Consider the following 20,235-nt stretch of genomic DNA (forward strand, 5'->3'; position numbering starts at 1 on the left):
GTCGCGGAAGACTTTCACCGCGTCGTCCGGGCCCATGTGGACATTGCGAAAACTCTCCGGGAAATACGCGCCGATGGGCAGCAGCGCGACCTGCGGCTTGAGGCGCACGCCGATGTCCTTGAAGCCCTCGAAGTAGGCGCTGTCGCCGGCGTGATAGACTGAACGGCCCTGGTGTTCCAGCACGAAACCGCCGTAGCCCCGGTGCTGGTCGTGGAGCATCCGTGCGCCCCAGTGTTTGCACGGCGTGAGCGTCACGCGCCAGTCGCCGTGCTGAAAGCTTTCCCACCACTGCAACTCCACGATGCGCGAGAAGCCCAACCCGCGCGCCAGATCCCCCATGCCCCACGGCATCACGCCGATCTTCGGATGCGGCAGCCGTCGGAGCGTCGGTTTGTGGAAGTGGTCGAAGTGCGCGTGCGTCAGCAGCACCAGGTCAACCGGCGGCAGGTCCTTCAGCTTGAGCCCCGCGCGCTTGATGCGTTTGATCAGGAAGAGCCAGTTGGCGAAGTTCGGGTCCACCAGCACGTTCAAGTCCGTGAACTGCACCAGGAACGACGCGTGCCCGATCCACGTCACCGCCATCTGCCCCTCGCGCAGGCGCGGGAACGCTGGCGCCCGGTGCGCGCCCGTGCGGCGCGTGAGCCACGCCTTCCACACCATCTCGCGGAAGAATGTGCGCGGGCTGAAGTGTCTGCTGGGGGTCAGGTCGCTGAAGGATCGCGGCAGGCGCCGCCGCGGTTTGTCGGCGCCGGGATGACTTGGGCCGGGGTCGGAGGTCATCGGGATGCGTGGCCAACTTAGGCCGCGTCCTGAATATTGGCCAACTCATTCCGTCGAACACGCCAACAATCACCAAAGAAAGGGATCGATGAAACTCACGCTGGCCATGCTCCTCGTCCTCGCCTTGTTCAGCGCAAAGGCCCCGAGGGCAGCCGCCGGGGATCGTGAATGGGCCACGGCCGGGAAAGTCCTCACCGGACTCCTGGCGGCGAAGGTCATCCACGAAATCGCCGAACCCCGCCGCGTGGTCGTGCAAGCGCCGCCGCAAGTCATTTACTACCAGCCCGCACCGGCCTTCGTCGCGCCGCACCAGCCCCAGATCATCTACGCGCCGCCGCCGCAGGTCTTGGTGCAGCAGCCCGCGGTTCAGGTTCAACCTGCTCCTGTCTATGTCCAGACGGCGCCGGCGGGACCAGTCGTCTACGTCCAGCAGGTGCCGGTCATGGTGCACCCTGCGCCTGTCGTGACTTACACTTACGGGCCGGTCTGCCGACCCCGCGTGTTTATCGGCGCTCGCTGGTAGTCCATTTCAAAGGAGGACTGATTGGGTTAAATCCCGCCGGACGCTCGTCCGGCGGGTTTTTCCTTTGCAGGAGGCGTGCCTGCTGAAGCGCCGCGGAGCGCGCCTTGATTTCAGCGCATTTACGAAGTCATCCGCGCTCCGGCGCGAAAAACCGTCCCGCATCCGCGCGAGCTTCACGCCAGCCAATTGCGCAGCACAGCCAGGTCCTTCTTCATCACCGCAAGCAGCTCCGCGCGTCCATCGGGCAGCTTGAACTCATGGTGCTGCGAGATGGGGCCGGGTTCATGCGGATTCGCGCGTGCGGTTTGGCTTACTTGAAGAACAACAACTTCACCCCCACCAGCACCAGAAACGCGCCGAAGCCGCGCTTGAGCATCTCGGACGGAATGTGCCCGACCAGCAGCGCGCCGAGATAGCCCCCGAGGATCGCCATCGGGATGAGCGATGCCGCGGCGCGCCAGTCCACGTGGCCCTGCGCGTGATGCTTGATCGTGCCGGAGAGCGCGGTGGGGATGATCACGGCCAGCGAGGTGCCGACCGCCATTTTGATGTCCATTTTCAGCAGGAGCATCATGGCCGGCACCATCACCACGCCGCCGCCGACGCCGAAGAGTCCGCTGGTCACTCCCCCGAAAAGGCCGATGAGCCCTGCGATCACGTATTGCATGGGCGCTTCATGCCCCCGCCCGGCGCAGCCGACAACTCATTTCTCGGCGCCCGCCGCGCCGCGCGTCACTTCGCGGATGGCGATTTGGGCTCCACGGGCTTCGCGGGAAACGCGGGCTTCACTCCGACCGCAATGAGTCCGTCCAACTCCGGCGGAATCATCAGCGTCGAGTGGACGGTGTCCGCAAAGACCTTTCGCAGCGCGGGCATCGTGCCCACCGCCGCCGATTCCTCGCGTTCCCCTACTTTCGCCGCGCCCCGGAGCCGCAGGTGCACCAACCGGCCCGGCGCGAGCCCGGCGGGCAGCGTGACCTTCATCGTGGTGTTCGTGGCTTTCGCGGCGATGATGTCATTCTCGATCGTGAAACCCGGCGACGGCTCCGCGAACGCGAGCTTCACCGGCCCGTCGTGACCGGCGCGCGCGCAGTCCACCTTCAACGAAAAACTCCCGCCCGCCGCCGCCTCGAACTTGTCCGTGTCCACGCTCAGCGCGAACGCGGGCGCGGGCGCAAGCTCGATGCGATAGGCGAGATTCGTGCCGCCAAGCCGGTTCACCTCCTCGACGCGCAACCGATACGTGCCCGCCTCGGTGAAGGTGTTCGTGATCGCGGCCTCCTCGACCGCGGTGGGCCGCGTCGCGGCGAGGCGCGTGCCGTCGGGTTTGAACAATTCCATGTAACAGTCGCACGGCGAACCGAGCGTGCGCGTGCGGCTCGCGATGAGCAGGCGCTCGCCCTTCGCCACGGTGAACTCGAACCAGTCGCGGTCGCGCGGCCTGGCGAACCGCCCGTTCACCGCGCACGGCAGCGCGAGCTTCTGCGCGAGCGTGTTCGTGTCGTTTGGCTCCACCTCGTTCACTTCGTTGAAGCCTGTGACGAGCACGCCGCCGAAGCCCGTGGCTGCGCCGCGCGGCAGTTTCGCGTTCACCGGCACGCGGCCGGCGAAGGCGGACTTCGGCGCGAGCAGCGCCAGCGGTTTCGCCGTTTCGAGCCCCTTGCCGACGAGCGAGAAGCTTCCGGCATCGCCCGCCTTCGCCGCGAAGGGAAACGGAAATTCCACGAGCGGGAAGCTCCCCACGCGCAGCCGGTAGCGAAACGCCGCGCCGCCGCGATATTCGATGTCGCGCACCTCGATGAAATACGCGCCCGCCGCGGGAATCTCGAACAGCGCGCGGCTGTCGCGGCCCGCGGACGGGTCGTCGTCGCTCCACGCGAGCTCGCGGCCCTTCGCGTCGAACACGCGCACGACCGGGTCGAGCGCCGAGCCGAGCCGCCGCGCCACGCAGTCCACGGCGATGCGGTCGCCCTTCTTCGCGGTGAACTTGAAGAAGTCGTAGCTGAGTTCCTCGCACGCGCCGTCCACGGCCACGGGCAGCGTGAGCGCCTGCGCGTTGGTGACGGCCTTGTTCGTGCCGTTGTCCGCGATGCTCGGCAGGTCGTCCACCAGGAACGGCACGAGGCCCGAGACGCCGTTCGTCGTGGCGACGCGCACCGCGCCGATGCCGACGGGTTGCGTCGCGGGCAGCGTGAGGCGAAACGTGACCTTCGACGCGTCCGGCGCGTTCGTGCCCGCGGGCGGGACAAGCTCGGCCTTCGCGTTGAAGCTCGTCCACAGCGCGGCCGTGCCCGCGAGGTTCGCGCCGGCGAAGGTGATTTCAGTGGCCCTGCCCGGCGCGGCGGCGGCGGGCGACGCGGAGTTGACCGAGGGGCTTTGGGCGAAGCACGGAAACGCGAGCGCGAGCGCGAGGAAAGTCAGAGCCGGCTTGATGGTCACCGTCGAATCGTAACCGGCCGCGCCAGCCCGCGCCAAGCGTGGTTTGGACACGCGATTCACCCCTCACCTCATCCCTCTCAATATTCGCGCGATTTCACTTCAAGCGTTCAGTTCGCCGTTCGAACTGCGGCGGCAGTCCGCAAGCTTCACGCCACCACACCCATCACCGGCTTGCCGGCGCGCGAGCAGCACGCTCTGTCCGTAGGTCGTGCGGCCGTAGCGGTCGCGCACCTTGTCGGGCTCGCTCGCGAGGTCGAAGGCCTTGCGCAGCTTCGGCGACGTGAGCATCGCCATCGCGCGCTCGTAGTAGTCGTTGATGCCGCGCGCGGTGGCCGAGTAATCGAGCAGGCGCGCCTGCGCATCAATGAGCTTCTGCACTTCGCGGCGCTGTTGCAGGCGCCCGGGCGTGATGTCCGCGGGCAGGCTCAACTCGGGCAGCGCGAAGGCCGGGTCGTTGGGATTCTGCGTGACGAGCAGCGGGTCGTGCCCGCCGACCTTCAGCGCGTGGCGGCGGTTGAACGCCGCGGCGTGGAAGCCGGCGCAGGCGGGCGAATGGGTGCGGGTGGAGCGCATCGGTGAACCGTGGGGGAGTGTATCACCCGACCCGCGCCGGCATTGGGGGAGTTGGTCCTCAGCTCTTAATCCTGATCTTCATCCTGATCCTAATCCTCCGAACGCGCCGAGTCAGCCTTTCCCATCCGGTTGAGGAATTCAGCTTGTCCAACCGCGACGGTTCTGCAACGGTGCGGACGATCCCAGACACATTGCCGGACCCACCGTCATGAAAACCCACGCCATCCCCTCGAGTCCGTCGCGTGCGAACGTCCCGCGCGCATCAAGTGCGTCAGCAATCTCAAGCAGGTCTGCCTCGCGTTCCACGTGTTCGCCAACGACAACGACGCCCGCATGCCCTACCGCACGCAGGGCAACTGGCTCACCGGCTCGGCCGGGCAGGTCACGCCCGACGTGGCGCTCGGCGCCTGCCGCACGGTCCAGGCGGCCGGGGCGCGCTACATCCGCAGTTCCGAGGCGGTGTTCGACACGTTTGGCTTCCTTTCGAACGAGCTGGGCAGCGCGAAAATCCTGATGTGCCCCGGCGACAAGCTTCGCCGCAACGTCATGGCCACCGACTGGGGCACGACGATCAGCCCGCCGGCGAACATCGGTTACTTCGCCAACCCCAGCGGCGCGATTGTCCCCCACCCCATCCCGGGGAACTTCGCGCTCGACCGCGGCGCCGCGAGCTACGCGATCGGCTACGATGCGGATGAAATCCGTCCGACGGTTCCGCTCAGCGGCGATGGCAACATCGGCCCCGGCATCTCGGCGAGCGCCCTCTCGCCGTCGGTGCCGCCTTATGGCAGCGGGAACAACGGCCAGTCCGTGCAGGCTTACAACAGCCCGATGACGCCATCGAACGGGCGCTACGGCGGGCAGTTTTCGGTCAGCACACCGAACTCGATCGCCTGGGTCATCGGCAGCAACTCCGGCATCATGGCCGGAGGCGCGGCCGCGCACCATGACCTCGCCGGCAACATCGCGCTGTCCGACGGGAGCATCCAGCAGATGGACTCGAAGGGGTTCGACGGAATGCTCACGCTCTCAATCACCGCCGTGAATGGCACCACGGCGGGCGGCGCCTTCGTCACCGGCGTGCTGCCGCAGTGAACCGGGGCGGGATGGGGGCGCCGGAAAACCGCTTGTCAGCGTCATCCGCTTGTGCAAGCGTCCGACCAATCCAAAAGCCGGCAGCACCCCGCGGTGTGATTGGCACTTCCATCGGCCCCGCGGTCGTGTCACGGCTGAAACAAAGCCTGCCCAAGCCCACGATCATGAATGCCATCGTCTCCCGATCCGGCACGCCTCGCGCCCGCGCGCGCGGTTTCACCCTCATCGAATTGCTCGTCGTCATCGCGATCATTGCGATTCTCGCCGCCATGCTTCTCCCGGCGCTTGCGCAGGCCAAGAAGCGCGGCCAGATGGCCAAGTGCATGAGCAACAACAAACAGGTCGGAACCGCCATGATCATGTATATGAGCGACGCCGACGACAAGATGGCCTACGCGAACATCACCTTCGGCAACGCCAACCCCCTGCTCACCGCGAGCATGACGTGGGACGACTTGATCGCCAGCTACCTCGGCACGCCGCTCACGCTGGCGGAGCAGTGGTTCGTCGTGAACCAGAAAGCCACGGCCGCGCTCGCCTGCCCCTCGGACCGCAACCCGCTCTTCCGGCCGACGACCCAGGCCTTCCTCGCGACGCTGGCCAGCCCGCCGAAGTATTCGCGCCGGTCCTACACGATGCCGATGTATCAGGACACGGCGGCGCCCACGTGGCCGCCGGGGCCGGATGTGCAGGAAGGGGCCGGATTGAACTGGAGCTTCCCCGCCAATGCCGCGACGACCGCGACGTGGAACAACGCCGACTCGTCCTCGCCAAGCTTCAACGGGGTGACGCCGCCGAATCCCGCGCCAAGCCGTCAACTGGCCCTCCGTGAAAACACCTTCAACGACCCCACCGGCACGATCATGATCACCGAGTATTTCCACGTCGACAACATCGCCGGTTACCCCGACCGGGCGGTGCTTCGCGATGCGGCCGGCCACTACGCCTCGCCCGGCAGCGTCTACAACTACATCAAAAACGAGCATCACGGCATGGACAACTACAACTACCTGTTCGTGGACGGACATGCGCAATTCCTGAAGACATTCGAGACGACGCCTGCCCTCAACCAGCGCCGAGGCATGTGGAGCATCCGAAAGGGCGACTAGTTCGACCGATGATCCGCGCGCTCAACACTTGCGTGGCCGCCGGTGCGTTCGCCCTCGCGGCGTGCAGCGGCAAGCCGCCGCCCGAAGCGACCAAGCCCATCCAGGTCGCCACGCCGCCCTCCGAGCGCAAGGCGCCCGCCTCGCCCGTCACGGCACCCGCGGCAACAGCGCCCGCCGCACCGGCCGCGCCCGTTGCCGAGATGTCTCCCGCTGAAAAGGCGGCAGCCAGCGCCGACGCGCTCGCGCACTTTGGCGCAAGGATGGATCAAGCCAGCGTGCTCACCCGCGCCAACTCCGTGCTCGCGTATCACATCGACCGGTTCAAGGAGAACAACGGCCGGTGGCCCCGCAGCCTCGCCGAGGCAGGCATCGGCCTGCATCGACCTGCCCCCCGGCAAGAAAGTCCAATACAACGCCGCCACCGGCCAGGCGACGATCACGGACTAGTCGGGCCGTCCTCGCCTCGCTCGCGTTCAACTCCCTCCTTGACCTCCCGTTTCGTCGCGTCTTGGCTTCCAGCATGAACCGCCGCCGCTGGTCCGCCGCCGCGCCCGGCCTCGCCCTCACGCTCGCCCTCGCCGCCCCCGGGCCCGGGCAGGATTCCAAGCCCGCGCCCAAGGCTCCTGCGAAGCAGAAGTCAAACGTCACCTACTCCGACGCCTACGGCAAAAAAGGCGAGCAGCCCAAGCTCGACGCCGCGAAGGACCTGCCGCGATTCCCCGCGCTCTCGCCCGCCGACGCGGTCAAGTCGTTCAAAGTGAAGAAAGGCTTCCGCGTCGAGCTGGCCGCGGGCGAGCCGCTCGTGAACAGCCCCATCGCGATGGTTTTCGACGAGAACAACCGCCTCTTCGTCGTCGAGATGCGCGACTACTCCGAGCTGCGCGACGAGAAGCCCCACCTCGGCCGCGTCCGCATGCTCGAAAGCACGCGCGGCGACGGCGTGTTCGACAAGGCCACCGTCTTCGCCGACGACCTGCCGTGGCCCACGGGCGTGATCTGCTGGAACGGCGGCATCTTCGTCATCGCCACGCCGGACATCCTCTGGCTCAAGGACACCAACGGCGACGGCAAGGCCGACGAGCGCAAGGTCGTCTTCACCGGCTTCGGCTCCACGGCGTCCCGGCTCAACGTGCAGGCGTTGCCGAACAGCTTGAACTGGGGACTCGACAATCGCATCCACGGCGCGACCGCGGGCAACGGCGGCGTCATCAAACAGGTCGCCGCGAACCCGCCGCCGCCGGACCTCGCGCTGAATGGCCGCGACTTCTCCTTCGACCCGCGCACGCTCGTGATGCGCGCCGAGGGGCCGACCGCGCAATACGGGATGAGCTTCGACAGCAAGGGCCGCAAGTTCGTCTGCTCGAACTCCGACCACTTGCAGGTGCTCATGTATGACGCGCGCTACGCCGGCCGCAACCCGCACTACGCCATGCCCAGCCCGCGCGTGAGCATCGCGGCGGACGGCCCGGCGGCGGAGGTCTTCCGCATCAGCCCGGACGAACCGTGGCGCATCATCCGCACGCGCTGGCGCATCAGCGGCGTGGTGCCCGGCGGGGTCGAAGGCGGCGGGCGCGTCTCCGGCTACTTCACCGGCGCAACCGGCGCGACCATCTACCGCGGCGACGCCTACGGGCCGGACTTCGCGGACAATGCCTTCATCGGCGACGCCGGCGGCAACCTCGTTCACCGGAAGAAGATTTATCCCGCGCCCGACGGCGTGGGACTCGTCGCGAAGCGGCCGGACGACGAGCAGGGCTTCGAGTTCCTCGCGAGCACGGACACGTGGTTCCGCCCGGTGCAGTTCCAGAATGCGCCTGACGGGTGCCTCTACATCGCGGACATGTATCGCGAGGTCATCGAGCATCCGTGGAGCATTCCCGAGAGCATCAAGCAGCACATTGACCTCAACAGCGGCAGCGACCGCGGCCGCATCTGGCGCATCGTGCCGGAGAACTTCAAGCAGCCCAAACCCGCGCAGCTCGGCAAGGCCACCACTGCCGAGCTGGTGAAACTGCTCGAACATCCGAACGGCTGGCACCGAGAGACGGCGGCGCGGTTGCTTTATGAGCGGCAGGACAAGGCGGGGGTTGTGATGTTGCGGAAGTTGCTGAATGACTCACCGTTTGAGCTGACGTGCGCTCACGCGCTGCAGGGGCTGCAAGGTCTCAACGCCCTCACCGAGGCAGACTTGCTCGCAGCGCTCAGGAAGGCCGAAGGAACGCTTGCGCGGGAACGGGCCATCATGCTCAGCGAATCGTTCGCCACAAATGGAGAACTTTCCGACGACCTTCTCGGCGCGATTGCAGCCCAATGCCACCATTTCAACAATCGCCTCGCCTTTCAAGCAGCACTGACCCTGGGAGGCCTTCGCTTCAAGGACAAAGGGGCGGTGTGGATCGCGGTTGTGTTCAAGCAGTTCGATAGCCCTTGGTTCCGTTCAGCGCTGCTGAATTCGCTGGGTGATGAGGCGATTGATGTCTTTGAAGTTCTCGCCTCGCTCGCTTTGGAAGACGCAACGGTTACCGCGCCAGACTTTCACAGACTGCTGAGGGACATGGCGGCTTTGATTGGTTCCAAGAGCCAGCCAAAGAATGTCGCAAAGGTCGCGTCGCAATTGAGTGGCGCTCGCTTGCCATCCGTTGCATTCCCACTCATCCGCGCTCTCGGCGAGGGCTTGCAGCGCGCGGGCAGTTCGCTCGCGAAGGCCGACCCGGAGGGCAAGTTGAAACCGCAGTTTGCGCAGGCCGCGCGTCTCGCTGCCGACGCCAAGACGCACGAGTCCACGCGCGCCGAGGCCATTCAGTTGCTCGGCCTCACCAGTTACGCCGATTCAGGAGCGACATTGCTCGCGCTGCTCGACGCCGCGCAGCCGCAGCCCGTGCAGCTCGCCGCGCTCGGCACGCTCTCGCGCTTCACGGAGCCGGCGCTGGGCGGCGAGTTGACGAAGCGCTGGAGCGGCTTCAGTTCACGCCTCAAGAGCGAGGCGCTCACCGCGTTGCTCGCGCGGCCCGAGCGCACCGGTGCGCTGCTTGCGGCCCTCGAGGGCGGTGTCATCAAGCCCGCCGAGTTGAGTTCCACGCAGATCAAGCCGTTGCTCGCCCATCGCGACGCAGCCATCCGCGAGCGCGCCACGAAACTGCTCGGCGCCGTCCTTCCGCAACCGCGCGACACGGTGGTGAAGACCTTCATGCCCGCGCTTACAATGAAAGGCGACGCGGCCAAGGGCAAAGCCATCTACACCGAGCGCTGCGCCTCGTGCCACCGTGCCGGCACGGAGGGCTTTGTGCTCGGCCCCGACCTCGTGACCGTGAAGAACACCGGCGCGGAGAAACTGCTCGTGAACATCCTCGACCCAAACCGCGAGGTCGCGCCGCAGTTCCTCGCCTTCACCGTCGAGACGAAGGACGACGAGAGCCTCGCCGCGCTCATCGCGAACGAGACCACCACGCACGTCACGCTGCGCATGGCCAGCGGCATCGAGCGGACGCTCCCGCGCGCGAGCATCCGCGGCATGAAAAGCTCCGGCCAGTCGCTCATGCCCGAGGGTCTTGAACAGAATCTCACGCCGCAGGGGCTGGCGGACTTGATCGAGTTCGTGATGACCCTGAAATAGGAGCGCCGCGCTGGATCGTCGCCGCGAAACACAGCGGCGCAGATCACCCCGCGGCAAGGGCTGGCGCGGGAAGGGTCATGCGGGTCGCGCCGATGTCTGGCGGACCCGCGGCACGGTGCAAGCCACGTTGCCGGCGGCGGGCAGGAAAAGTTTTCGACTTCGATTCTTCTCCGCACAACACTCGCCCACTGAAGCGCCGATGAACCGCATCCGACTCCTGCCCGACCACGTGGCGAACCAGATCGCCGCGGGCGAGGTCGTCGAACGGCCCGCGAGTGTCGTCAAGGAACTCGTCGAGAACGCGCTCGACGCGCAGGCCGCGCGCATCCACGTCGAGGTGCAGGCCGGCGGGCGCAGCCTCATCCGCGTGACGGATGACGGCCTGGGCATGAGCCGCGACGACGCGCTGCTCTGCCTCGAACGCCACGCGACGAGCAAGATCCGGCGCGCCGAGGACCTCGCGTCCATCGGCACGATGGGCTTCCGCGGCGAGGCGCTTCCGAGCATCGCAAGCGTGAGCCGGTTCACGCTCACGACGCGCGAGCGCGACAGCGGCTCGCCCGAGGGCACGCAGGTCGTGATCAACGGCGGCAAGATCATCGAGGTGAGGGCGGCGGGTTGCGCGCCGGGCACAAGCGTCGAGGCGCGGCAGCTTTTCTTCAACCTGCCCGCGCGCCGCAAATTCCTCCGCGCCGAGGAAACGGAGCGCGCGCACATCCAGCACTACGTGATGCTCGCCGCGCTGGCGCATCCGCACGTCGCCTTCAGCTTCACGCACGACGGCCGGGCCGTGTGGCAGTTGCCCGCGGCGAAGTCCGGCGCGGACGCCGCGTCGCAACTCGCCGCGCTGCGCGAGCGCCTCCGCGCCTTTCACGGCGCGGAACTCAAGCTGCTCCCCGTGGACTGCACGGGCACGATTGACGCAAGCGTCATGGAAGACGCCTCCGCTCCATCCGCGACCGGCAACCGGCAATCACAAATCCGGCTCCGGGGTTTCCTCGGCGCGCCCGGTGTGTCGCGCGCGACGCGCGAGGACCAGCACTTGTTCGTGAACCGCCGCCCGGTCGAGAACCGCGGGCTGAACCATGCGCTCATCGAGGGCTACCACACCGCGCTCATGAAGGGCCGCTTCCCCGTGTGCTGCCTGTTCCTCGAGATCGACCCGGCCGAGGTGGACGTGAACATCCATCCCGCGAAGCGCGAGGTGAAATTCCACCGCGAACGCGACGTGCGCGGGTTCGTTTCAGAATCCGTCCGCCAGACGCTGCTCGCGTTCCATCGCGGCACGGCGGAGATCGACGCTCAAGGCTCGACGGTCAAGGTTCAAAGTTCTTCGAGCCCGGCGCCGCGCGAGATTTCGATTCCCGGTCACCCGCAGGTCGGGAAGGCCGCCGTCGCGGAACCGCCGCAGTTGCCGAACTTCCCGCTGCCCGCCAAGCCCATCCCCGAATGGCCTGTCGCGCGCGGCGAACAACGCCCGCTCCCCATGGGCTTCGCGCCGCCCGCCCCCGTCACGCAGCACACACCACGCACCACTCCGCCCCCGTCCACCATTCCCCATCCCCCATCCGCCCCGCCCCCGCTGCTCGCCGTCCCGCTCCGCATCCTCGGCGTGGTGGGCCGCCTCTACGTGGTGCTGGAGTCGGACCGCGGCCTGGTGCTGATGGATCAGCATGCGGCGCACGAGCGCGTGCTGTTCGAGCAAATGCTCGCGCGGCTCGAGGCGGGCGGCGTGGCGGCGTCGCAAAAGCTTCTGTTGCCGGAGACGGTCGATCTGTCGCCGCGCGACGCGCAGTTCCTCCGCGACCTGCTGCCCACGCTCACGCGGCTCGGCGTGGGACTCGCGGAGTTCGGCGAGCGCACGTTCCTGCTCGACGGCCTGCCGCCGCTGGTGAAGACATCGGACGCGCGGCGGTTCGTGCTGGAGCTGGTGGACGAGCTGAAGGCCGCGGGCGACGGCGTCAACCCGCTGCGGCTCGGCGAAGCCGTCGTGACCAAGACCGTGTGCCGCCACGCGGTGAAGGCGAACGACCCGCTCGCGCTGCCGGAGCTGGAGGCGCTGCTCGCGGACCTGCGGCGCTGCGCGATGCCCTATACCTGCCCGCACGGCCGCCCGACGCTCATCGAGATGAACTTCCGCGAACTGGAAAAAAAGTTCGGAAGGACGCAGTGAGATGGAACAGGCCGCCAGCCGGGTGACAATCGCATGAAACCAACGGACGGCCGGTTCATCGTCATCACCGGAGTCACGCGCGGGCTGGGGCGCGCGATGGCGGTGGAGTTTGCGCGGCTCGGTCACAGGGTCGCGGGCTGCGGGCGTTCGGAGGACGCGGTCGAGCGGCTTCGCGTGGACCTCGGCGCGCCGCACGACTTCGACTGCGTGGACGTCGCGGACGACGAAGCGGTCGAACGCTGGGCGGCGCGGCTGGTCGAGGCGTTCGGTGCGCCGCAGTTGGTGTTGAACAATGCCGCGCTCATCAACCGCAACGCGCCGCTCTGGCGGGTGGGCGCGGAGGAATTCTCGGCGGTGATTGACGTGAATCTCAAGGGCGTGGCGAACGTGATCCGGTGGTTCGCGCCGCCGATGATCGCGCGCAAGGCGGGAGTCATCGTCAACTTCAGCTCCGGTTGGGGCCGCTCGACGGACGCGCAGGTCGCGCCGTATTGCGCGACGAAGTGGGCCATCGAGGGCCTCACGCAGTCGCTCGCGCAGGAACTTCCCGACGGGCTCGCGGCGGTCGCGCTCAACCCGGGCATCATCCACACGGATATGTTGCAGAGCTGCTTCGGGTCGTCCGCCGCGGGCTTTCCATCTCCGCGCGCGTGGGCGCAGACGGCGGTGCCGTTCCTCCTCAAGCTTGGCCCGAAGGACAACGGCAAGCCGCTCACCGCGCCGGGCGGTTGAGGCGCCGCCTTGCAGAATCGGACTTCCCGCGTCTGCGGGGGGCGTTTATCCTGCGCGGCAACGACGGTCCTTGCGTCCATGGTCCACACGCCCGTCTTCCTCGCGCGCGCCTTGTCCGGCGGCGCGCTGGTGCTCGCCGTCGCGCGTGCCGACGCGGCGTCGCCGCGCGCGAGCGGAGCGGCCTTGTGGACGTGACCAACGCGGCGTGGGAGCGCGGGCTCAAGGAAACACCCGGCGGCATCGGGCGCGGGAAGGGCAGATGAGCTTCAAGTTCCAAGTTGCGATTCCGGCGCGACGCGGACGGGGCTCGCGCGGCTCGATCGCGACCCAGGATCCGGAACCTTGAACTTTGAACTTTGAACTTCGGAACCGCCGGTCTTAATCCACGACCATGAGCCGCACCGCCGGGGAGCACTTCCAGCAACTCGACACGTATCTGCGACGCACGCCGCGGCTGGGCGCCGGGGTTTACCTCGCGAACACAGCCGTGGTTGTCGGCGACGTGACGATCGGTGACCACTCGAGCGTGTGGTTCGGCTCGGTGCTTCGCGGCGACATCAACCGCATCGAGATCGGGCACCACTCCAACATTCAAGACCTCTCGATGGTCCATCTGGCGGATGATTTCCCGTGCCTGATCGGCAACTGGGTCACCGTCGGCCACTCCGCCGTGGTGCACGCCTGCACCATCGCGGACGAGTGCCTCATCGGGATGGGCGCGACGATCCTCGACGGCGCGGAGATCGGCGCGCAGTCCATCGTGGGTGCGAACGCGTTGGTGACGCAGCGCACGAAGATTCCGCCGGGCTCGCTCGTGCTGGGCTCGCCCGCGAAGGTGGTGCGTGAACTCAAGTCCGAGGAACGCGCTGGCCTCCGCTGGTGGGCGGACAAGTATGTGTGGAGCGCGGAGTATTATCTCCGGCACCGCATCGCCGTGGGCGCGGTGATTCCGAACTGAAGCCCGTCAGCTTACTTCGCCGCTTCGGGCGCGGCGTCCCTTGCGGGACGCGCCCGGCGCTCTCCGCGGTCGGGGCGCGGTCCGCGGCGGCCGCGCGCGTCCTTCGGCTGCTCGCCTTCATTCGCAGGAGGCGGCGCGACGGGCGCGGGCGGCGGTGTGGAGCTGACGACGGTGATCTTGAGCGTGGTCTTGACCTCCGGGTGGAGGCGCATCTCGACCTCGAGTTCGCCGAGCGACTTGATGGGTTTCTCGAGGTGGATTTTCTTCCGGTCGAGCGCGATTTCGAACTGGTTCTTGAGCTCGTCGGCAATGGTGCCGTTGGTGACGGCGCCGTGCATCTTGCCGTCCTCGCCCGTCTTGACCGTGATGGTCAGGAGCATCTTGGAGAGGCTCTTGGCGAGCTCGGTCATTGTGTTCAGCTCGTGGGCTTCGCGCTGGGCGCGGGCCTGCCGGAGTGCCTCGAGCCGGCGCTTGCCGACGGCCGTGTGGAGCAGGGCGAGACGGTGCGGCAGGAGGTAGTTGCGGGCGTAACCGGCGGCGACCTTCACTTGGTCACCTTCGGCGCCGAGGCCGACGATGTGCTGCAGCAGGATGATTTCAATCTTCTTGGCCATGGTGGGCGTATGTTGAAAGGGTGCGGGCGGTCGGGATCAGAACGGCACGTCGTCGTGCGGTTCGGCGGGCGGTTCATCGGGTTCGGCGGGCGTGGATTGGGCGGCCGGGGCGGCGGGGCGCGTGGTGGCGGCTGTCGAGGGGGAGGAACCTTCGCCTTGCGCGGGCCTGCCGCCGGAATCCATAAAGTGGAAGGACTCGCAAACCACTTTGAGTTTGCTGCGCTTCTGGCCGCTTTGCTTGTCGTCCCACTGGTCGAGCTTTAGCCGGCCCTCGATGAACACGGGCCGGCCCTTCTTGAGATACTGGCCCATGATCTCGGCGGTCTTTCCCCATGCCTCGACATCCACGAAGGTGACGTCTTCCTTTTTTTCGCCGGCCTGGTTGGTGAACACGCGGTTCACGGCGATTCCGAGATTGGCGATGGCGGTTCCCTGGGCGGTGAACTTCAACTCGGGGTCGCGGGTGAGATTCCCGGCCAGGAGGACTTTGTTGATGTTGGCGGCCATAAGCCAGTGGGGTCGGAGTGGGGGTGTCAAGCCGCCGGGATCAGCCCGGGTGTTGCGGCCTTCGGCGGCGGCGCGATCGTGAAAAGGGTGCGAAAGACGTCCGCGCTCATCTTGAACTTGTGCCGGAGCTTGGGCAGCGCCTTCGGGTCGGTCTCGAAAATGATGTTCACGTAGTAGCCGGAGGCGTGTTTCTTGTCGGCGACGCGCGTGAACGGGCGCTTGTCCATTTTCTGGACGGTCTCGACTTTGCCGCCCGCGGCGGCGATGTCGGCGGAGATGTGGTCGATGATTTCCTTCACGCCGTCTTCGCGTCCGGCGGTGTTCAGGATAAACAGGCCTTCGTATCGTTTCACTTCGTGTCCTTCTGCTCTGGGCCCTCGACGGGCCCGTTGAACTGACTCATTGCCTTCGACAACCCGCCCGCCAGCCAGCACTCGACCTGGCTTGCCGCGCGGTCCAAGACTGTCGCGACGCATTCGGCCTCGGCCTTCGCGAAGCGTCCCAGCACATGGCCGGTGATTTCCCGCACCGCCGGGTCGCGCCGGCCGATGCCCATCCGTAGCCGCGCGTAATGGCGCGTGCCGAGGTGCCGCTCCACGGACTCGAGCCCGTGATGCCCGCCCGCGCTGCCGTTGCCGCGCATGCGGATGCTGCCCAGCGGCAGGTCGGCATCGTCCACCGCCACGAGCACCCGTTCCAGCGGCACGTGGTAAAACGCGCGCGCCGCCTGCACGGCTGAGCCGCTCTCGTTCATGAACGTCTGCGGCTCGCAGAGCAACACGCGCCGGTCGGCGACTCCGGCCTCGGCCATGCGCGCGTCAAACTTTCTGACGGTCTTCCAGACGGCCCGCCAGCGCGCGGCGAGCGCATCGGCGAGCATGAACCCGATGTTGTGGCGCGTCCGTTCGTATTCGGCGCCCGGGTTGCCCAAGCCCGCGATGAGATACAGGTTCTCCATCGCAGCCTCGCAGTCGCCCGCGTCCGGTTCCCCGCCCAAGGCAGTGGCCGGAAGCACGGTCGAAAGCTACTTCTTTTTCTCCGGCTTCTTCTCTTCTTTTGCCGGTGCAGCGCCCTTGGCGGGGGCGGCGGCCTTGGCCGCGGCCTTGTCGTCGGGTTTTGCGGCGGCTCTGTCGCCCTTTGCGGCCTTCGCATCCTTCGCGTCGGCGGGGGCGGCGCCTTCTTCGTCTTTCTTTTCCTTGATCATCTCGACCTCGGTCGGCGCCTCGGCGGCGGCGGCCGCGGCCGCGGCCTCCTGCTCCTCGGTGATGGGCGCGACGACCGCGATGACGGGGACTTTCTTGTCACCCAAAATCTCGACGCCTTCGGGCGCAGGGATTTCGCCGATGTGGATGATCTTGCCGATGTCGAGGGCGGAGACGTCCACCGAAAGGGTTTCGGGAAGGTCCTTCGGGAAGGCGCGGATACGGAGCTTGAAGAGGACGTGTTCGAGGGTGCCGCCGTTCTTGACGCCGATGGCCTCGCCGACGGTTTCGACAGGGACGCTGATGGCGACCTTCTCGTCTTCCTTCACCTCGTGGAAGTCCACGTGGAGGACCTTGCCGGAAAGGGGATGGTGCTGGACCTCCTGCACGAGGGCGAGGCGCTTGGGGCGGTCGTCGCCGTTGACGGCGAGGTCCACGAGGATGTTCTCGGAGACCGAGTGCTTGAGGAGCAGGCTGAACTCCTTGTCGCTGAGCGCGAGGCTCTGGGACTGGAGTTGCCGGCCGTAAATGACGGCGGGCACGAGGCCCTGGGCCCGGAGTTTCTTGACCGCGGTGCGGCGGGTGGCCGTGCGCGGGGACGCGGAGAGTGCGACTGATTTCATGTCAAATTCTACCTCGGGTCCGCGGCTGAACCCACGTTCAGCCGGCGCGCCCGCCCTTAAATTCAAACAGCGATGTCACCGAGGAATTGCTGTGAATCCGCTTGATGGCTTCGCCGAGCATTCCTGCGACGGAAAGGGTCGTGATGCGCACCCCGTCTATCGCAGGGCGCTGGACAGTATCAGTGGTGATGAGTTCGTCAATCTTCGATTTGCGCAATCTTTCGATGCCCAGTTGATTGAGAATGGCGTGGGAAACGCAGGCGTAAATGCGCCTCGCGCCCTTGCGCCGGAGCAGCTTGGCCGCCGTCGTCAGCGTGCCGGCCGTCTCGGTCAGGTCGTCCACCAGCAGCACGTTCTTGCCGCGGATTTCGCCGATGACGCTCATGGACTCGACCTCGGTGGCGCTCTTGCGGCGCTTGGCGACGATGGCCAGTCCGGCCTCCAGGAACTGCGAATACGCGTAGGCCATCTTCAACCCGCCGACGTCGGGACTCACCACCACGAGGTCGGGGATTTCCTTGCCGAGCAGGTAGTCGAACATCACGGGCGCCGCGTAGAGATGGTCCACGGGGATGTCGAAGAAGCCCTGAATCTGCTGCGCGTGCAGGTCCATCGTCAGCACCCGGTTCGCGCCCGCGGCGACGAGCAGGTTGGCGACGAGCTTGGCCGTGATGGGCACGCGCGGCTGGTCTTTGCGATCCTGCCGCGCGTAACCGTAGAAGGGCAGCACCGCGGTGATGCGCGAGGCGCTCGACCGGCGCAGCGCGTCCATCATGATGAACAACTCCATCAAGTGATGGTTGGTCGGCGGACTCGTGGACTGGACGATGAACACATCCTCGCCGCGGACGTTCTCGTCAATCTTCACAAACGTCTCGCCATCGGGGAACGCCGACACGGTGCACTTGCCCAGATCGATGCCCATGTATTCGCAGATGGCCCTGGCAAGGGGCTCGTTGGATGTGCCGCTGAATACTTTCAAGGTGCGTGGCTCCGTGGGTCTCTCACGGCGACATGTTTTCCGTCCGTGGCCGCCGAGTTGTGCGCGGACTGTATCAGCGAGCAAAGGGCAGGCAAGTGCGAATCGGCCGCGACGCCACTCACACAACCTCCACCGGGCACTTGGGCAGGGAGTTGAGGAAGTCGCGGCCGTAGCGTTTGGCGAGGACGCGGTTGTCGAGGATGACGACGATGCCCGTGTCGGACTTGGTGCGGATGAGCCGGCCGACGCCCTGGCGGAATCTCAGCACGGCCTCGGGCAGCGAGAGTTCCATGAAGGAGTTGCCCCCGCGCGCCTCGATGGCCTCGAGCTTCGCCTCGATGAGCGGGTGGTCGGGCACGGCGAAGGGCAGCCGGGTGATGATCACGTTGCTCAACGCCTCGCCCGGCACGTCCACGCCCTGCCAGAAGCTCGCGGTGCCGAAGAGCACCGAGTTCACGTCCTCCTTGAAGTGCTCGAGCATCGTGTTGCGTGGCATGCCGGTGCCTTGGACGAAGCATTTCACGCCGAGCCGCCCGAAGAATGGCTCCATTCGCGAGCCGACGTCCTGCATGAGCTTCGTGCTTGTGAACAGCACGAACGCCTTGCCGTGGGTCATTTTCACGAAGTGCCCGATCCAATGCTCAAGGGCCCCGGCGTAGTCGGCGTCGCGCGGGTCGGGCATGCGGTTGGCGACGAACACCTTCATCTGCCGCTCGTAGTCGAAAGGCGAGCCCACCTGCAGCAGCGTGGCGTTTTCCGCGCCGACCTGCCGCGCGAAGTAATCCATCCCGCCGCCCGCTGTTGCGGGGTTCGGGCCGCGGGTTGCGGGCCTGGGCGGGCGTTCGGAATCCGCCGCCTCGATGCCGGGCGGTGAAACCTGCGTGGCCAGCGTCGCGCTGGTCATCACCACCGATGTCCCGCGTTCAAACAGCCGGCGGCGCAGGTAATCCGCCACGCGGACCGGCGCGGCGTTGAGCGAGAGGGTGCGCTGCACCTTGCCGCCGCGCTCGACCCAGTAAACGTGATCCTCGGCGGTCTGGCTCAGGAATGCCGCCACGGCGCCCCGCAGTTCGAGCAGCCGCCGGTTGCATTCGGCGAGTTCCTCCGCCATTTCCTTGTCCCCGGACTGCTTGATCAGCTCGCTCACGGCCTCGCGCACGCGCGTGATCGGGAGCGTGAGCGAGTCTTTCACGAGGTCGGGCCTGCGGATGCGCAGTTCGGTCCACGCCCGCGCGCGGCCGGCGGCGGATTCGGGCGCGGCGCGGCGCGAAGTGGCCGGAGCGGGCGCGGCGCGGAGTTCCTCGCACGCCTCCTCGATCTTGTGGAAGAAGCCATCGGCCTCGCCGAGCAGGTCGGCGACGAGCTTCACCGCTCCGCCCTGCCGCAACACCGCGAGCAGGCCTTTCTCCGTGCGCGGGTTCCACAGCCGCTGCAGCGCGTAACGCACCTGCCCGCTGGAGATGTTGAGGCCGATGTGCTTCGCGGCGACCTGCTCCATCGTGTGCGCCTCGTCGAAGATGAGGAAGTCGTTCTTGAACAGGATGCCCTCGCTGTCGCCCTCCTCTTCCATGGCGCCGAGCAGTGTGAAGAAAAGCGTGTGGTTCACCACGAGCACGTCGGCCGAAAGGAACCGCTGGCGCGCGCGCTGGAAAAAGCACACGTCCCGGTCCTTCGCGAAGTCGCTGTCGCGTCCGCAAAGCTTCGGCGAGCACAGCCCGCGCTCGGAGCACACTTGCGCCCACACTTTTGGATCGGGCTCGGTGTCGAAGTCCGACAAGCTGCCGTCGGTGGTCCGCTTCGACCATTCGAAGACGCGCTTGAGTTCCTCCTGCTCGGGCGAGGTGAAGAGGTGGTCGGCCTGCAGCATCGCCTTGTGGAGCCGGCGCAGGCACAGATAATTCCCGCGGCCCTTGAGGAGCGTGTGCGAGAACTTCACCGGAAGGATCGCCTCGAGCATTGGCAGGTCCTTTTGCGAGAGTTGCTCCTGCAAGTTGATGGTGTGCGTGGAGACGACGGCCTTCCGCCCGTGCGCGGTGGCGCAGAGGACGGCCGGGATGAGATACGCGAGCGACTTGCCGACGCCCGTGCCCGCCTCGACCGCGAGGTGCGAGTGGTCGAGCAGCGCGCGTGTGACGGCCACGGCCATCTGCTGCTGCTGCGGGCGATACTCGAAGTTCTTCGCGCGCGCGAGCCGACCGGCCGGGCCGAAAAACTCCCCGACCTGCGCGACGAGGTCGGTCACACCGGCGGCGGGCTGGGCTTCGTCAAGGCTGATCACGCGATCCCGCGGCTGCGGGACGCCGAGCCTGCAC

At 66.9% G+C, this 20,235-nt stretch carries 19 protein-coding genes; 8 read left to right on the top strand and 11 right to left on the bottom strand.

Annotated features, from left to right (window positions below; translation table 11 throughout):
• A partial coding sequence (locus tag FJ386_03700) for an MBL fold metallo-hydrolase (GenBank protein MBM3875808.1) occupies positions 1-780 on the bottom strand: 780 nt, incomplete at its 3' end.
• 88 nt (positions 781-868) lie between these two features.
• Between FJ386_03700 and FJ386_03705 the strand changes: the two genes are divergently transcribed.
• Positions 869-1,303 (top strand): hypothetical protein, encoded by a 435-nt coding sequence (locus FJ386_03705; protein ID MBM3875809.1) that lies wholly within the window; start codon positions 869-871, stop codon positions 1,301-1,303.
• 310 nt (positions 1,304-1,613) lie between these two features.
• On the opposite strand, the gene FJ386_03710 is transcribed toward FJ386_03705, so the two are convergent.
• The 3 genes from FJ386_03710 to FJ386_03720 all read right to left on the bottom strand — a co-directional run bounded on the left by FJ386_03710 (position 1,614) and on the right by FJ386_03720 (position 4,315).
• Positions 1,614-1,970 carry a sulfite exporter TauE/SafE family protein gene (locus FJ386_03710; GenBank protein ID MBM3875810.1) on the bottom strand — a complete coding sequence of 119 codons (357 nt, stop codon included), beginning with the start codon at positions 1,968-1,970 and terminating at the stop codon, positions 1,614-1,616.
• A gap of 65 nt (positions 1,971-2,035) precedes the next feature.
• Positions 2,036-3,802 carry a hypothetical protein gene (locus tag FJ386_03715; GenBank protein ID MBM3875811.1) on the bottom strand — a complete coding sequence of 589 codons (1,767 nt, stop codon included), beginning with the start codon at positions 3,800-3,802 and terminating at the stop codon, positions 2,036-2,038.
• Between the two features lie 39 nt (positions 3,803-3,841).
• Positions 3,842-4,315, bottom strand: a complete 474-nt coding sequence (locus FJ386_03720; GenBank protein MBM3875812.1) for a DUF1501 domain-containing protein — start codon at positions 4,313-4,315, stop codon at positions 3,842-3,844.
• Between the two features lie 333 nt (positions 4,316-4,648).
• Here FJ386_03720 and FJ386_03725 point away from each other — a divergent pair, with 333 nt between their 5' ends.
• The 7 genes from FJ386_03725 to FJ386_03755 all read left to right on the top strand — a co-directional run bounded on the left by FJ386_03725 (position 4,649) and on the right by FJ386_03755 (position 13,995).
• The gene (locus FJ386_03725; protein ID MBM3875813.1) at positions 4,649-5,410 is read left to right on the top strand and encodes a hypothetical protein; all 762 of its coding nucleotides are present in this window, start codon (positions 4,649-4,651) and stop codon (positions 5,408-5,410) included.
• Positions 5,411-5,574: 164 nt separating this feature from the next.
• Positions 5,575-6,519, top strand: coding sequence for a prepilin-type N-terminal cleavage/methylation domain-containing protein (locus FJ386_03730; protein MBM3875814.1), 945 nt, complete (start codon positions 5,575-5,577; stop codon positions 6,517-6,519).
• An 8-nt stretch (positions 6,520-6,527) separates the two neighbouring features.
• Entirely contained in the window at positions 6,528-7,043 is a 516-nt protein-coding gene (locus tag FJ386_03735) for a hypothetical protein (GenBank protein ID MBM3875815.1), read from the top strand.
• On the top strand, positions 7,040-10,132 hold the full coding sequence (locus FJ386_03740; GenBank protein ID MBM3875816.1) for a c-type cytochrome: 3,093 nt from the start codon (positions 7,040-7,042) through the stop codon (positions 10,130-10,132). Before FJ386_03735 ends, FJ386_03740 begins: the two co-directional genes overlap by 4 nt.
• 199 nt (positions 10,133-10,331) lie before the next feature.
• Positions 10,332-12,305: a DNA mismatch repair endonuclease MutL gene (mutL, locus tag FJ386_03745; protein MBM3875817.1), complete on the top strand. Its 1,974-nt coding sequence runs from the start codon at positions 10,332-10,334 to the stop codon at positions 12,303-12,305.
• 33 nt (positions 12,306-12,338) lie between these two features.
• Positions 12,339-13,037 (top strand): SDR family NAD(P)-dependent oxidoreductase, encoded by a 699-nt coding sequence (locus FJ386_03750; GenBank protein MBM3875818.1) that lies wholly within the window; start codon positions 12,339-12,341, stop codon positions 13,035-13,037.
• Positions 13,038-13,428: 391 nt separating this feature from the next.
• Complete coding sequence (locus FJ386_03755) at positions 13,429-13,995, top strand: gamma carbonic anhydrase family protein (protein ID MBM3875819.1); 567 nt, start codon at positions 13,429-13,431, stop codon at positions 13,993-13,995.
• Between the two features lie 11 nt (positions 13,996-14,006).
• Here FJ386_03755 and FJ386_03760 read toward each other — a convergent pair whose 3' ends face one another.
• The 7 genes from FJ386_03760 to FJ386_03790 form a co-directional block, all read right to left on the bottom strand.
• Positions 14,007-14,609 carry a 50S ribosomal protein L9 gene (locus FJ386_03760; protein ID MBM3875820.1) on the bottom strand — a complete coding sequence of 201 codons (603 nt, stop codon included), beginning with the start codon at positions 14,607-14,609 and terminating at the stop codon, positions 14,007-14,009.
• 36 nt (positions 14,610-14,645) lie between these two features.
• Positions 14,646-15,116, bottom strand: coding sequence for a single-stranded DNA-binding protein (gene ssb / locus FJ386_03765; protein ID MBM3875821.1), 471 nt, complete (start codon positions 15,114-15,116; stop codon positions 14,646-14,648).
• A gap of 26 nt (positions 15,117-15,142) precedes the next feature.
• Positions 15,143-15,592, bottom strand: a complete 450-nt coding sequence (locus FJ386_03770) for a 30S ribosomal protein S6 (GenBank protein MBM3875822.1) — start codon at positions 15,590-15,592, stop codon at positions 15,143-15,145.
• A complete protein-coding gene (locus FJ386_03775) occupies positions 15,466-16,131 on the bottom strand; it encodes an aminoacyl-tRNA hydrolase (GenBank protein ID MBM3875823.1) in 666 nt (221 codons plus the stop codon). The genes FJ386_03770 and FJ386_03775 overlap by 127 nt, the downstream gene beginning before the upstream one ends.
• 9 nt (positions 16,132-16,140) lie before the next feature.
• Entirely contained in the window at positions 16,141-16,941 is an 801-nt protein-coding gene (locus FJ386_03780) for a 50S ribosomal protein L25 (protein ID MBM3875824.1), read from the bottom strand.
• Between the two features lie 37 nt (positions 16,942-16,978).
• Positions 16,979-17,923, bottom strand: a complete 945-nt coding sequence (locus FJ386_03785; protein MBM3875825.1) for a ribose-phosphate pyrophosphokinase — start codon at positions 17,921-17,923, stop codon at positions 16,979-16,981.
• 118 nt (positions 17,924-18,041) lie between these two features.
• On the bottom strand, positions 18,042-20,201 hold the full coding sequence (locus tag FJ386_03790) for an ATP-dependent DNA helicase (protein ID MBM3875826.1): 2,160 nt from the start codon (positions 20,199-20,201) through the stop codon (positions 18,042-18,044).
• Positions 20,202-20,235: the final 34 nt, after the last annotated feature.

It is taken from the genome of Verrucomicrobiota bacterium, assembly GCA_016871675.1.
Classification (GTDB): Bacteria; Verrucomicrobiota; Verrucomicrobiia; order Limisphaerales; family VHCN01; genus VHCN01.